This is a genomic window from Pseudomonas nicosulfuronedens (assembly GCF_005877905.1).
GTDB lineage: Bacteria > Pseudomonadota > Gammaproteobacteria > Pseudomonadales > Pseudomonadaceae > Pseudomonas > Pseudomonas nicosulfuronedens.
The window spans coordinates 63,701-75,884 of the sequence record NZ_SWDV01000029.1 but is presented as its reverse complement, the minus strand read 5'-3'; the positions used below and the strand labels follow the sequence as shown (position 1 = coordinate 75,884).

Annotated in this window: 13 protein-coding genes; 3 read left to right on the top strand and 10 right to left on the bottom strand. The window is 65.1% G+C overall.

Features of this window, described 5'->3' with window-relative positions:
* Nucleotide 1: 1 nt before the first annotated feature.
* The 6 genes from FAS41_RS21070 to ubiE form a co-directional block, all read right to left on the bottom strand.
* Nucleotides 2-250 (bottom strand): twin-arginine translocase TatA/TatE family subunit, encoded by a 249-nt coding sequence (locus tag FAS41_RS21070; protein ID WP_024766217.1) that lies wholly within the window; start codon nucleotides 248-250, stop codon nucleotides 2-4.
* A 27-nt stretch (nucleotides 251-277) separates the two neighbouring features.
* On the bottom strand, nucleotides 278-616 hold the full coding sequence (locus FAS41_RS21065) for a phosphoribosyl-ATP diphosphatase (protein ID WP_065086256.1): 339 nt from the start codon (nucleotides 614-616) through the stop codon (nucleotides 278-280).
* Nucleotides 606-1,019, bottom strand: coding sequence for a phosphoribosyl-AMP cyclohydrolase (gene hisI, locus FAS41_RS21060; protein WP_045212898.1), 414 nt, complete (start codon nucleotides 1,017-1,019; stop codon nucleotides 606-608). The genes FAS41_RS21065 and hisI overlap by 11 nt, the downstream gene beginning before the upstream one ends.
* An 83-nt stretch (nucleotides 1,020-1,102) precedes the next feature.
* Complete coding sequence (ubiB, locus tag FAS41_RS21055) at nucleotides 1,103-2,710, bottom strand: ubiquinone biosynthesis regulatory protein kinase UbiB (RefSeq protein ID WP_138525377.1); 1,608 nt, start codon at nucleotides 2,708-2,710, stop codon at nucleotides 1,103-1,105.
* Nucleotides 2,707-3,333, bottom strand: a complete 627-nt coding sequence (locus FAS41_RS21050; RefSeq protein WP_246084912.1) for a ubiquinone biosynthesis accessory factor UbiJ — start codon at nucleotides 3,331-3,333, stop codon at nucleotides 2,707-2,709. Before FAS41_RS21050 ends, ubiB begins: the two co-directional genes overlap by 4 nt.
* The gene (ubiE, locus tag FAS41_RS21045; RefSeq protein ID WP_045212891.1) at nucleotides 3,330-4,112 is read right to left on the bottom strand and encodes a bifunctional demethylmenaquinone methyltransferase/2-methoxy-6-polyprenyl-1,4-benzoquinol methylase UbiE; all 783 of its coding nucleotides are present in this window, start codon (nucleotides 4,110-4,112) and stop codon (nucleotides 3,330-3,332) included. The genes FAS41_RS21050 and ubiE overlap by 4 nt, the downstream gene beginning before the upstream one ends.
* A gap of 141 nt (nucleotides 4,113-4,253) precedes the next feature.
* On the opposite strand from ubiE, the gene FAS41_RS21040 reads away from it, so the two are divergent.
* The 3 genes from FAS41_RS21040 (at nucleotide 4,254) to FAS41_RS21030 (ending at nucleotide 6,051) form a co-directional block, all read left to right on the top strand.
* Complete coding sequence (locus FAS41_RS21040) at nucleotides 4,254-4,529, top strand: polyhydroxyalkanoic acid system family protein (RefSeq protein ID WP_138213081.1); 276 nt, start codon at nucleotides 4,254-4,256, stop codon at nucleotides 4,527-4,529.
* A 168-nt stretch (nucleotides 4,530-4,697) separates the two neighbouring features.
* Complete coding sequence (locus tag FAS41_RS21035; protein WP_138525375.1) at nucleotides 4,698-5,108, top strand: phasin family protein; 411 nt, start codon at nucleotides 4,698-4,700, stop codon at nucleotides 5,106-5,108.
* A gap of 10 nt (nucleotides 5,109-5,118) precedes the next feature.
* Nucleotides 5,119-6,051, top strand: a complete 933-nt coding sequence (locus tag FAS41_RS21030; protein ID WP_138525374.1) for a phasin family protein — start codon at nucleotides 5,119-5,121, stop codon at nucleotides 6,049-6,051.
* A 79-nt stretch (nucleotides 6,052-6,130) separates the two neighbouring features.
* On the opposite strand, the gene FAS41_RS21025 is transcribed toward FAS41_RS21030, so the two are convergent.
* The 4 genes from FAS41_RS21025 to phaC (FAS41_RS21010) form a co-directional block, all read right to left on the bottom strand.
* Nucleotides 6,131-6,745 (bottom strand): TetR/AcrR family transcriptional regulator, encoded by a 615-nt coding sequence (locus FAS41_RS21025; RefSeq protein WP_138525373.1) that lies wholly within the window; start codon nucleotides 6,743-6,745, stop codon nucleotides 6,131-6,133.
* Between the two features lie 273 nt (nucleotides 6,746-7,018).
* Nucleotides 7,019-8,701, bottom strand: coding sequence for a class II poly(R)-hydroxyalkanoic acid synthase (gene phaC / locus FAS41_RS21020; RefSeq protein ID WP_138525372.1), 1,683 nt, complete (start codon nucleotides 8,699-8,701; stop codon nucleotides 7,019-7,021).
* Nucleotides 8,702-9,034: 333 nt separating this feature from the next.
* Nucleotides 9,035-10,039: a poly(3-hydroxyalkanoate) depolymerase gene (gene phaZ, locus FAS41_RS21015; RefSeq protein ID WP_246084911.1), complete on the bottom strand. Its 1,005-nt coding sequence runs from the start codon at nucleotides 10,037-10,039 to the stop codon at nucleotides 9,035-9,037.
* Complete coding sequence (gene phaC, locus FAS41_RS21010) at nucleotides 10,036-11,715, bottom strand: class II poly(R)-hydroxyalkanoic acid synthase (RefSeq protein ID WP_138525371.1); 1,680 nt, start codon at nucleotides 11,713-11,715, stop codon at nucleotides 10,036-10,038. Before phaC (FAS41_RS21010) ends, phaZ begins: the two co-directional genes overlap by 4 nt.
* Nucleotides 11,716-12,184: the final 469 nt, after the last annotated feature.

Below are 12,184 nucleotides of genomic sequence, written 5' to 3'. Positions count from 1 at the left end.
ATCAGTCCTTGCGCGCCGGCTCTTCGACCTTGTGCGCCTGGGCGTCGATGGTGTGCGGCTGGTTCAGCGGCGGGGTGCCGGCAGCGGCGTTCGGGTCCTTCTTCTCGTCTTCCTCGGTGTTCATCGCCTTCTTGAAGCCCTTGATGGCTTCACCGACGTCCGAACCGAGGTTCTTCAGGCGCTTGGTGCCGAAGACCAGGACCACGACGATCAGGATGACGACCCAGTGTTTCCAGTCAAAGATGCCCATCTTGTTTTCCTCGCAAAGTTGTCGGGTTCAGGCAGACGGTTGGCGCGCGGCTTTCTCGTCGTGCCCGGAAAGGCCGAAGCGGCGGTCCAGCTCGTCCAGTACCGCCTGTGGGTGCTGGCCGAGGGCGGCGAGCATCACCAGGGAGTGGAACCAGAGGTCGGCCGTTTCGTAGATCAGGTCCGTGCAGTCACCGCTGGTGGCGGCGTCCTTGGCGGCGAGAATGGTTTCCACCGACTCCTCGCCAACCTTCTCCAGGATCTTGTTCAGGCCCTTGTGATACAGGCTGGCCACGTAGGAGCTGTCCGGTGCGGCATTCTTGCGCGCTTCGAGGACTTCCGCCAGACGGGCGAGGGTATCAGTGCTCATGGGGTTTTCCTGTACCTACGTGGGAGTAGATGGCATCCGGGTCCTTGAGGACCGGGTCGACGGTCTGCCAGGCGCCGTTCTCGAATACCCGGTAGAAGCAGCTCTCACGGCCAGTGTGGCAGGCGATGCCGCCCAGTTGCTCGACCATCAGGATTACCACGTCGGCGTCGCAGTCCAGGCGCAGCTCGTGCAGCTTCTGCACATGGCCGGAGTCCTCGCCCTTGCGCCAGAGCTTGCCACGCGAGCGCGACCAGTAGATGGCGCGGTTCTCGGCGGCGGTGAGGGTCAGGGCCTCGCGGTTCATCCAGGCCATCATCAGCACGCGGCCGGTGCGATGGTCCTGGGCGATCGCTGGCACCAGTCCATCGGCATTCCACTTGATTTCGTCCAGCCAGTCTTTCATCTCGGGTTCCGTACAGCGAGCACGCGTGGTGCCCAGAGCCACTTTGTATAGCGGTTAAGTGTGCCAGCCACCGGAGCGACTGGCTATCGGCGCAGAATCAGATACAGACCACCGGCCAGCATCGCCCAGGCCGGCCAGGCGGCGAGGGAATGAGTGGCCAGCCCCGTCTCGGCGGCGCCAGCGACCAGCACCGCGCCAATCAGCCGCGCCGGCCAAGCGTTGGCCATTCCGGGTTGAGTGACGGTCAGGCGTGCCTCGGGTTGCGGCTCGCGGGACAGGCGCTCAAGCGTGTCGCGGGTCATCTGCGCCAGGTGCGGCAGCTGCTCGATGTGTTGCTGGGCGTTGCGCAGCAGGGTGCCGGGGCTGACGCGCTCACGCATCCAGCGCTCCAGGAAGGGCTGCGCGGTGGTCCACAGGTCCAGCTCCGGGTAGAGCTGGCGGCCCAGACCTTCGATGTTCAGCAGGGTCTTCTGCAGCAGTACCAGTTGCGGCTGCACTTCCATGTTGAAGCGCCGCGCGGTCTGGAACAGGCGCAGCAGCACCTGGCCGAAGGAGATATCCTTGAGCGGCTTCTCGAAGATCGGTTCGCACACGGTGCGGATGGCCGCCTCGAAATCGTTGACCTTGGTTTCCGCGGGCACCCAGCCCGAGTCGATGTGCAGCTGGGCGACCTTGCGGTAATCGCGCTTGAAGAAGGCGATGAGGTTGCGCGCCAGGTAGTCCTGGTCCTCGTCGGTGAGGCTGCCGACGATGCCGCAGTCCACTGCGATGTATTGCGGGCTCCAGGGCGTGCGGGTACTGACGAAGATGTTGCCGGGGTGCATGTCGGCGTGGAAGAAGCTGTCGCGGAACACCTGGGTGAAGAAGATCTCGACGCCGCGTTCGGCCAGTGCCTTGAAGTCGGTGCGCTGGTCACGCAGGGTGTCCAGGTCGGTCACCGGGATGCCGTAGATGCGCTCCATCACCAGCACCTTGGGGCGGCACCAGTCCCAGTAGACCTGGGGCACGTAGAGCAACGGCGAGCCTTCGAAGTTGCGTCGGAGCTGCGAGGAGTTGGCCGCTTCACGGAGCAGGTCGAGCTCGTCGTAGATGGTCTTTTCGTAATCGCTGACCACTTCGGCCGGATGCAGGCGGCGGGCGTCGGCGGAGATGCGCTCGGCGGTGCGGGCGAGGATGTGCAGCCAGGCGATGTCGGAGCGGATCACCGGCTCCAGGTTCGGGCGGATGACCTTCACCACCACCTCTTCGCCGCTCTTGAGCTGCGCGGTGTGGACCTGTGCCACCGAGGCGGAGGCCAGCGGCTCGCGCTCGAAGCGCGAGAACACCTGCTCGATCTTCGCGCCGAGCTGCTGCTCGATGAGCGCCACGGCCTGTTCCGGCGGGAAGGGCGGCACCTTGTCCTGCAGGAAGGCCAGCTCCAGGGCGATGTCGTCGGGGAGCAGGTCGCGGCGGGTGGAGAGTATCTGGCCGAACTTGATGAAGATCGGTCCGAGGTCCTCCAGCGCCAGGCGGATGCGTGCGCCACGGCTGAGGTCCAGCGGCTTGCGCGGCAACCAGCGCCAGGGCAGCAGCCCGCCGACCAGACGCAGCCACCAGGGCAGGAAGGGCAGTTCGAGGACCATGTCGTCCAGGCGGTAGCGGATGGCTACGCGCTGGATGCGCAGCAGGCGGCGGAAGGCGAGCAGCTTCATGCGTCAGGCTTGATCTTCTGGGTCAGGCGGGTGATCCGCGCGTCGAGGCGGTCGAGGGACATCTTCAACTGGTCCAGCTCGGCGAAGCGTGCTTCGGCTTCGTGCTGGCCGACCAGGCTGCGGCTCTCCTCGGCGAGGTAGTCGGCGAGGCTCAGGCGCAGGCTTTCCAGGCTGTCGCCGGCCCAGGCCATGCCGCCGCGCAGGCGCGCGCCGAGCAGGTGCGCGGGCACCGGGCCGAGCCAGCGGGAGACTTCGTACTCCCAGTCCAGCTCCAGGCTCTGGAGGATATCGGCCAGCTCCAGCAGCATCGCGCTGTCGCCGCCCATGGTGACTTCCGGGCTGTGCAGGACACGGGTCTTGTCCTTGGCCAGCGCCAGTTGCAGCAGGCTGCCGGCTGGCGCGACGAGGGTGCAGTCGGCCGCCGCCTCGTGGTGCGCGGCCAGGTGCAGGCCGTCGGCGTCGGGCAGGATGAACAGCCGCAGTGCAGGCGCCTGGCAGTCCACTTCCAGTACCTTGCCGGCAAGCCGGCCGAGGCGGCGCAGGGCCACGCCGTCGAGCCGCAGCACGCGGTTGACGGTGGCTTCGGCGCTGGCCAGGGCGGCCTGCAGGAGCAGGGTCATCAGGGCTTGATGCCGCGGTGCAGGGCGACCACGCCACCGGTCATGTTGTGGTAGGTGACGCGGTCGAAGCCGGCCTCCACCATCATCGACTTCAGCGTTTCCTGGTCGGGGTGCATGCGGATCGACTCGGCGAGGTAGCGGTAGCTCTCGGAGTCGTTGGTCACCAGCTTGCCCATCAGCGGCAGCAGGGTGAAGGAGTAGGCGTCATAGGCCTTGGACAGCAGGCTGCTGGTGGGCTTGGAGAATTCCAGCACGAGCAGGCGGCCGCCGGGCTTGAGCACCCGCAGCATGGAGCGGATGGCTTCATCCTTGTGGGTGACGTTGCGCAGACCGAAAGCGATGGTCACCGCGTCGAAGTAGTTGTCGGGGAACGGCAGCTTCTCGGCGTCCGCCTGGACGAAGTTGACGTTGCCGGCGACGCCGCTGTCGAGCAGCTTGTCGCGGCCGACCTTGAGCATCGAGGCGTTGATGTCGGCCAGTACCACTTCGCCGGTCGGGCCGACCAGGCGGGAGAACTGGCGGGTCAGGTCGCCGGTGCCGCCGGCGATGTCCAGTACCCGATTGCCGGCGCGCACGCCGGACAGCTCGATGGTGAAGCGCTTCCACAGACGGTGGATGCCGCCGGACATCAGGTCGTTCATCAGGTCGTACTTGGCGGCGACCGAGTGGAATACCTCGGCGACCTTCTCGGCCTTCTCGCTCTCGCGCACGGTCTTGTAGCCGAAGTGCGTGGTGGGATCGGCGCCGTCCTGGCCGGCTTGGGGCTTGCGCGGTTCGCTCATGGCATTTCTACCCTGGAAGTCAGTGGCGGGCATTCTAACAGGAAGCACGGAAAACGCCGCCCCGCTGAGCGTGGCCGCGGGGTGCGGCGATACGGCGCGGCGCGTATGATCGGCAGGGTCAGTCAATCGCGGAGTTCCAGCATGTCCCGTATCCACGTCGAACGTTCCCACTCCCTCGGCCTCGAGGCCGCCCGCGCCAAGGCAGAGAAGCTCGCCGACAAGCTCACCCGCGAGCACGGCGTGAGCAGCGAGTGGCAGGGCGACACCCTGCTGTTCAAGCGCAGCGGCGTGGACGGGCGCATCGAAGTGGGTGCGGACAAGGTCGCGGTGGACGTCAAGCTGGGCCTGATGCTCTCGGCCATGGGGGGCCTGCTCAAGGGCGAGATCGAGCGTGCGCTGGACAAGGCGCTGGCCTGATTCCTTCCGGCCCCGTTTCCGGCGGGGCCATGTCGTTTTCGGGCGGTGCCGGTCTTCCTACAAAGGCTGGTATGTGTTTTCTAATTTTCCCCGATACCTTGGCTCACAGTCCCGCCTGATGCGGGCAGCTTTCGACATCATCGAATCTGAATCCTGTGAGGTGCCACCATGGCCAAGGCTGTCAGCAAGAAGAAAGTCGCAGAACTCGAATCCTCCCTGTACTCCGATGCCAAGCACTACGCCCGGCAGATCTGGCTCGCGGGCCTGGGCACCTACGCACGCGTGGGCGCCGAAGGCAGCGAGTACTTCAAGGAACTGGTCAAGTCCGGCGAGTCCGTCGAGAAGAAAGGCCGTGACCTGGTGAGCACCCAGATCGACGCCGCCAATGACAGCGTCAAGGGCCGCCTGCACAGCGTCAAGGCCAAGCTGAACTTCGACAAGATCGAAGAGGCGTTCGACGCGCGCGTTGCTTCCGCCCTCAATCGCATCGGGATTCCCTCCAGGCGTGATGTGGAGGCGCTCTCTGCTAAGCTGGATGAGCTGAGCGCAGTGCTCGAGCGTGTCGCGAGAACCCAATAAGGAGAGCAGGATGGCTGGCAAAAAAACTACCGATAAAAAAGAGTCCAGTTGGATCGGCGAGATCGAGAAATACTCGCGGCAGATCTGGCTGGCTGGCTTGGGGGCCTACTCGAAGGTCAGCAAGGACGGCAGCAAGGTGTTCGAGACCCTGGTCAAGGACGGCGAGAAGGCTGAGAAACTGGCCAAGACCGAAGTCGAGGGTGCGGTGAAAACCTCCACCCGTTCCGCGAAGGCGCGCGTCGATGCCGTCAAGGGCGCCGCGATCGGCAAGTGGGGCGAGCTGGAAGAGGCCTTCGACAAGCGCCTGAACAGCGCGATCTCGCGCTTGGGCGTTCCGAGCAGCCGTGAAGTGAAAGACCTGCACAGCAAGGTCGACAGCCTCACCAAGCAGATCGAGAAGCTCACCGGCGTCAGTGTCGCCAAACCGGCCGCCAAGGCCGCCGCTAAACCCGCAGCGAAAGCCGCCGCCAAACCGGCTGCGAAACCTGCTGTGAAGACTGCGGCTTCCAAGCCGGCTGCCAAGGCTGCTGCGAAGCCGGCCGCCAAGCCCGCCGCTAAAGCCGCCGCCAAACCGACCGCCAAGGCTGCGGCGAAACCCGCTGCCAAGCCTGCTGCGAAGCCGGTTGCCAAGGCTGCGGCCAAGCCTGCCGCGAAACCGGCTGCCAAGCCCGCTGCTGCGAAAGCCGCTGCGAAGCCTGCCGCCAAGCCCGCTGCAAAACCGGCTGCTGCCGCCAAGCCTGCTGCTGCGAAACCTGCAGCCAAGCCGGCCGCGGCGAAGAAGCCTGCCGTGAAGAAGCCCGCTGCACCCAAGGCTGCCGCCAAGCCGGCCGCTGCGAAACCGGCAGCCGCTCCGGCCGCCACCCCGGCACCGTCGGCTCCCGCCGCCGCGCCGGCCGTGACGCCGTCCGCCGCTGCTCCTGCAACGCCGCCGTCCCAGGCCTGATCGGTCTGCTGCAACACCCACGCCCGGCCTCGCGCCGGGCGTTTTCATTTTCTCAAGGGAAAAGCATGCGCGGAGCGGATCAGGGCGTGAGGTAGCGCCTGGCGAGGCGTTCGGCGACCAGCTGCGAGTCCGGGCGCAGGTGCGGCGCCACCAGCATCATCACTTGGAACACTACCTGGCGGACGTCGCCCTCGTGGCCGAGGATGCGCTGGTAGTCGAGGGAGAACAGCAGCGTCAGGGTGATCTGCTCCACCAGTTGGCCGAGGGCTTCGGTGTCGCTGACCAGCTCGTCCTGCGCCTTGAGCTGCGCCAGCAGGGTGGCCAGTGTGCGCTTGAGCTGGTTGAGCCAGGCGCGCACCCCGCGGGCCAGCTTCGGCAGCTTGCCAGCGAGGTTGGAGAGGTCCTGGAAGAGGAAGCGGTAGTGCGCCAGTCGCTCGACGATCAGGTGCAGGAACAGCCAGTAGTCCTCGGCGCCCAGTCGCACGTCTTCCGGCGGGTCGAGCAGCGGCGCCAGTTCGTCCTGGAAGCGCTCGAACAGCGCCAGCACCAGCGGTTCCTTGCCGTGGAAGTGGTAGTAGAGATTGCCGGGGCTGATGCCCAGTTCGGTGGCGATCTCCAAGGTTGAAACGTTGGGCTCGCCCTGTTCGTTGAACAGCTGCAGGGCGCATTCGAGAATCCGGTCGCGCGTTTTCATCCGTGTTCTTGTTCCAGCCGCAGTGGGCCGACGATAGCCGCGGGGAAGGGTGGATGCCAATGGCCTCGCGGCAAACTTCTGCATGGAGCGCTCTTTGCGCTCCGCTCCAACGGACGCCGGGAGAACTTTTCGTAGGATGGCGTGGAGCGCAGCGATACCCATCAGTTCGACGCGCCGATGGCATGGGTATCGCTGCGCTCCACCCATCCTACAACAGCGTTTGCGGCGCCAGCTGTGGAGGTGGGCGGGCAAATTCGTACCGGGTTGTCGCGCTCAACGTACGTGCACGTAGGTTCCCGGCGCCGCTTCCTTGGCCGGGTATTCGGCGTTGCCCAGCTCGAAATTCACCGCGCGGCGTTCGCCCGAGCGTTCCTGGATCCACGCCAGCCACAGCGGCCACCAACTGCCTTCCTGGCGCTTGGTGTCGTAGTACCAGGCACGCGGATCGGAACTGATTTTGCCGTTCTCGAAGTAGCAGGCCTTGGGGTTGCCCGGTGGGTTGAGGATGCTCTGGATGTGCCCGCTGTTGGACAGCACGAAGCGCGTCTCGCCGCCCAGCAGTTGGGCCGAGCGGTACACCGCGTCCCACGGAGTGATGTGGTCGGTGATGCCGGCAACGTGGAAGTTGTCGACCGCGACCTTCTTCAGGTCGATGGCGGTGCCGTTGACCTCCATGGCGCCAGGGCGGGCCAGCGGGTTGTGCTTGAAGAAGTCGAGGAAGTCGCCGTGCAGCGCGGCGGGCAGCCGCGTGTTGTCGTTGTTCCAGTAGAGGATGTCGAAGGCCGGCGGCTGCTTGCCCAGCAGGTAGTTGTTGACCCAGTAGTTCCAGATCAGGTCGTTGGGCCGCATCCAGGCAAATACCTTCGCCATGTCGCGGCCGTCCAGGACGCCGTGCTGGTAGGAGCGGCGCTTGCTGGTCTCCAGGGTCTGTTCGTCGGCAAACAGCGCGGCCGGGGTTTCCACCTGGCTGTCCAGCAGGCTCACCAGGTAGGTGGCGCTGGCGACCTTGCGCAGTTGCCGGCGCGCCTGCAGGTGGCCCTGGAGCGCGGCGATGGTCAGGCCGCCGGAGCAGGCTCCCATCAGGTTGACGCTGCGACTGCCGCTGATGGAGCGGCACACGTCGATGGCCTCGTCCAGTGCGGTGACATAGGTCGACAGGCCCCATTCGCGGTGGCGCGCGTCGGGGTTGCGCCAGCTGACCATGAACAGCTGCAGATTGTTCTTCAGGGCGTACTGGACGAAGCTCTTCTCGGTCGTCAGGTCGAAGATGTAGTACTTGTTGATCTGCGGCGGCACGATCAGCAGCGGCTTGGCGTGCAGGTGCTCGCCCATGGGCTTGTACTGGATCAGCTCCAGCACTTCGTTGCGGAACACCACCGCGCCGGGCGTGGTGGCCAGGTTCTGGCCGATCTCGAAGGCGCTGCGGTTGACCTGGCTGGGCATGCCGCCGTTATGCATCAGGTCGTCGAGCAGGTGCTGCGCGCCCTTGAGCAGACTCTGTCCGCCGGTGTTGAACAGCTCTTTCACCGCCAGCGGGTTGAGCAGGGTGTTCGATGGCGAGGCGGCGTCGGAGAGGATCGACAGCAGAAAACGCGCGCGAGCGCGGTCGTCGCTATTCAGGTCGCTCTCGTCGACCCAGGCCAGCAGCTGCTTCTGCCAGGCCAGGTAAGCCTGCACGGTGCGCCGGTAGAAGGGGTTCAGGCGCCAGGACGGGTCCTGGAAGCGCGCGTCCTGCGGGTTGGGCTGCAGCGGCGAGTCGCCGATCAGCACCTTGCCCACCTGTTTGCCGAAGGCCGCCAGATGCTTCGCCGAATGGACCGGCTGGCGCACGCCCTGCAGCGCCAGCATACGCAGGGTGGACAGCATGTCCTTGCCGCGCAGGCCGACCATTGCACTCTGCGCATTCATGTACTCGGTGGGGACGGGGACGCTACCAGGCTCAGCTTTCTCTCGCATGAACAGCACTCCGTAAAGGGTCCGACCTGCTAATGGCAAAGCAAGGGCTGTACCGGAGTCGCAAGGACCCCGTTCCAGACGCCTGCCGCCGGTTCGAGGGGTGTGCACGGGTATCGACGCGAGAGGGCAACTGCCCGAAAACAGGGCAGCGGATCAGCAGCCGGGTTGCCCTGCGGTCACCTTCGGAGGTGGCCGCAGCGCTGGTCCCGAATCAGGCGCTACGTGTCGATACCCGTGAACACGCCTGTTTGTTGTTCGGCTCTTTAAAAAAAGTGCCTGCAGAGCGATCGGTCAAGGCAGGATGCCCACCGACTGTGACGAAGCTGTGATGCTTCAGCTGGCTTTGGGCGCGAAAGGACGCGGGTGAATGATCGCGCGCTGCCGTTCTTCCTGGAGGAATTTCATGATGATCGGTGCGACGGTTTCCGCGCGGGTCACCAGGAACAGGTGGCCGTCGTCGATCACATGCAGCTCGGAGTTCGGGATGCGCCAGGCGATCATGCGCATGTTGATCAGCGGGATGATCGGGTCGTCGTCGCCGGCCAGGATCAGCGTGGGCTGACGGATCTTGTGCAGCCAGTGGATGCTGGTCCAGCCAAGGCCGGCGAACAGCTGCCAGTAGTAGCCCATCTTGCCGGACGAGCGAACCTTGCTGGCAAAGGCCATGGCCAGCTTCGGGTCGCGGCGGAAGGCTCCGCCATAGATGTCCGGGGCGATGTGCACGCCATAGGATGGTTGGATGTAGCGGCGCGGGCTGGCCATGCGCCAGAGCACTGCCGGCTTGCCCGGCACCATCACCGCCCCAGCGGCGGTGGCGGCCAGGATCAGCTTCTTGCAGCGCTCGGGGTAGTCATGGGCGAACTGTTGCGCCAGGGCGCCGCCCCAGGACACGCCGATGGCCGTCACCTGGCCGTAGTCCAGGTAGTCGAGCATCCGCGCGGCCAGCTTGGCCAGGCCAGGGAAGCGGTAGGGCGTGCTGGGCGTGGATGAGCCGCCGACGCCGGGAACGTCGAAGGCGATCACTTCCAGGTCCGGGTCCAGCGCGGCGACGAAGGGGAAGACCAGTTCCAGGTTGGCGCCGATGCCGTTGAAGATCAGCAGCGGCGTCATGTGCGGCTTGCCCGGACGCACGGCGGTGCGGATGGTCTGCCCGTCGAGCTCGATGGTGCGGAACTCGAAGGGCTGCGCCGCCGGCGCCTTGCTCGGCAGGATCTCCTCGTCGCTGCGTTTGCTGCGCGCACGCCGGCTCGTCGGCGCGGCCACTTCCACGACCGTCGACGATTCTGGGATGTTGGCGTCGTCCACGGCGCCGGCTTGCGGGAGGAGTTCTGTTTTCATCGTTCGTGTACGTAGGTTCCGGGAGAGGCTTCGCCGGCTGGGTAGGCTTTGTTGCCCAGGACAGCGGGTGCCTTTTTCAGCTTGCCTGCGCGTTCGGCCAGCCATTGTTGCCAGTGCAGCCACCAGGAGTCGGCGTGCTTGCTGGAGTTTTCCTGCCAGGTCTTGGAGTCGACGGAGAGATCCGGACCGGTCATGAAGCGCGCCTTGGGGTTGCCCGGCGGGTTGAGGATGCTCTGGATATGTCCGCTGTTGGAGAGGATGAATTCACACTTGCCGCCCAGCAGACGAGCGGAGCGGTAGCAGGCTTCCCAGGGAGTGATGTGGTCGGACAGGCCGGCCACGCAATAGAAATCGCAGGTGACCTGCTTGAGGTCGATTGGCGTGCCGGAGACTTCCAGCGCGCCCGGACGGGTCAGCGGGTTGGTCTTGAACATCTCCACCAGTTCGCCGTGCAGCGCAGCCGGCAGGCGCGTGGTGTCGTTGTTCCAGAACAGGATGTCGAAGGCCGGCGGCTCGTTGCCCAGCAGGTAGTTGTTGACCCAGTAGTTCCAGATCAGATCGTTCGGCCGCATCCAGGCGAACACTTTGGCCATGTCCTTGCCTTCGAGCACGCCGGACTGGTACGAGCGGCGCTTGGCGGCCTCGAGGGTCTTCTCGTCGGCGAACAGGGCGACCTGGGTGTCCAGTTCGAAGTCGAGCACGCTGACCATCTGCGTGAAAGCATTCACCTTGTTCTCGCCCAGAGCGGCGTAGTGGCCGAGCAGGGTGACGGTGGTGATGCCGCCCGAGCAGGCGCCGAGCATGTTCAGGTCCTTGCTGCCGGTGATCTTCAGGACCACGTCGATGGCTTCTTTCAGCGCCTCGATGTAGGTGGTCAGGCCCCACTCGCGCTGTGCCTTGGTCGGGTTGCGCCAGCTGACGATGAAGGTCTGGATCTGGTTGCGCAGGCTGAAGCGCGCCAGGCTCTTCTCCGGCGACAGGTCGAAGACGTAGAACTTGTTGATCTGCGGCGGCACCACCAGCAGCGGGCGTTCGTGCACGCTTTCGGTGATCGGCTTGTACTGGATCAGCTCCAGCACGTCGTTGCGGAACACCACCGCGCCTTCGGTCAGGGCCAGGTTCTTGCCGACTTCGAAGGCATCCATGTTGACCTGGCTGGGCATGCCGCCGTTGTTCACCAGGTCCTTGGCCAGATGGGTGAGGCCGTCGAGCAGGCTCTTGCCGCCGGTCTCGAAGAAGCGTTTGACCGCTGCCGGGTTGGACAGCGTGTTGGTCGGCGCCATGGCTTCGGTCATCAGGTTGATGACGAACTGGCCGCGGCTGATGTCCTGGGGCGACAGGTCGCTCTCGCCCATCCAGGTGTGCAGCTCCTTGCGCCAGGCCAGGTAGGTCTGCAGGTAGCGGCGATAAAGCGGGTTCTGGCTCCAGGCCGGGTCGTTGAAGCGGCGGTCGTCGTCGGCCGGCCTCAGTTCGGATTTGCCGAGCAGCACGTTCTTCAGTTCGAGGCCGAAGTGGGTCACATGCTTGGCACTGTGGAAGGGCTGCTTGATCGCTTGCAGCAGCACCATCCGGGCAGAGGTGAGCAGGTCCTTGCCGCGAATCCCGATCACCGGGTTCAGGGCGAGGGTATTTTCCGCGGCTTGCTGGGGTAGATCGCTATTGTTCTTCTGGGTCATCGGCGACGCTCCATTGTCCTGAGACACATACTGGCGGGGCTCACCTGGGTGACGTAGGGCCAAGTACTTCTCGGGGTTGCGGAACGTGGAGAGGGCTCCACGCGATTCATCTACTTGGCGGTATCACTGGAAGATCAGGAAACCACGCTCTGTGCACTGTAGCTCCATACATTGCACTGCCTTGGTTACCCGAGTTTCCTTCGCCGCGCAAGCTGGTGCAGCGTGGGCCAACTCCTAGGAGTATGTCGGGAAAAGTTAGAAAACGCGCCCTAGAGCGGGGGCATCTCGCCAGTCCCCTGACGGCGGCCACGCGAGCAGCAGTCTGCAGGACGAATGTTGCAAATGGCGTGCCTCGGAGCGAATGCCCGACGAAGGTTGGTGCGGAGAGGGGATGGGCCCGAGTGACAGGCCACTACGTAGGATGGCGCGGAGCGAAGCGATACCCATCGATTTAGGCGCTGATTGTGTT

Excerpts from the sequence above, each read along its gene's own strand:
- FAS41_RS21070 (WP_024766217.1), bottom strand. The coding sequence starts at position 250 with ATGGGCATCTTTGACTGGAAACACTGGGTCGTCATCCTGATCGTCGTG.
- FAS41_RS21065 (WP_065086256.1), bottom strand. The coding sequence starts at position 616 with ATGAGCACTGATACCCTCGCCCGTCTGGCGGAAGTCCTCGAAGCGCGC.
- hisI (WP_045212898.1), bottom strand. The coding sequence starts at position 1,019 with ATGAAAGACTGGCTGGACGAAATCAAGTGGAATGCCGATGGACTGGTG.
- ubiB (WP_138525377.1), bottom strand. The coding sequence starts at position 2,710 with ATGAAGCTGCTCGCCTTCCGCCGCCTGCTGCGCATCCAGCGCGTAGCC.
- ubiE (WP_045212891.1), bottom strand. The coding sequence starts at position 4,112 with ATGAGCGAACCGCGCAAGCCCCAAGCCGGCCAGGACGGCGCCGATCCC.
- FAS41_RS21040 (WP_138213081.1), top strand. The coding sequence starts at position 4,254 with ATGTCCCGTATCCACGTCGAACGTTCCCACTCCCTCGGCCTCGAGGCC.
- FAS41_RS21035 (WP_138525375.1), top strand. The coding sequence starts at position 4,698 with ATGGCCAAGGCTGTCAGCAAGAAGAAAGTCGCAGAACTCGAATCCTCC.
- FAS41_RS21030 (WP_138525374.1), top strand. The coding sequence starts at position 5,119 with ATGGCTGGCAAAAAAACTACCGATAAAAAAGAGTCCAGTTGGATCGGC.
- FAS41_RS21025 (WP_138525373.1), bottom strand. The coding sequence starts at position 6,745 with ATGAAAACGCGCGACCGGATTCTCGAATGCGCCCTGCAGCTGTTCAAC.
- phaC (WP_138525372.1), bottom strand. The coding sequence starts at position 8,701 with ATGCGAGAGAAAGCTGAGCCTGGTAGCGTCCCCGTCCCCACCGAGTAC.
- phaZ (WP_246084911.1), bottom strand. The coding sequence starts at position 10,039 with ATGAAAACAGAACTCCTCCCGCAAGCCGGCGCCGTGGACGACGCCAAC.
- phaC (WP_138525371.1), bottom strand. The coding sequence starts at position 11,715 with ATGACCCAGAAGAACAATAGCGATCTACCCCAGCAAGCCGCGGAAAAT.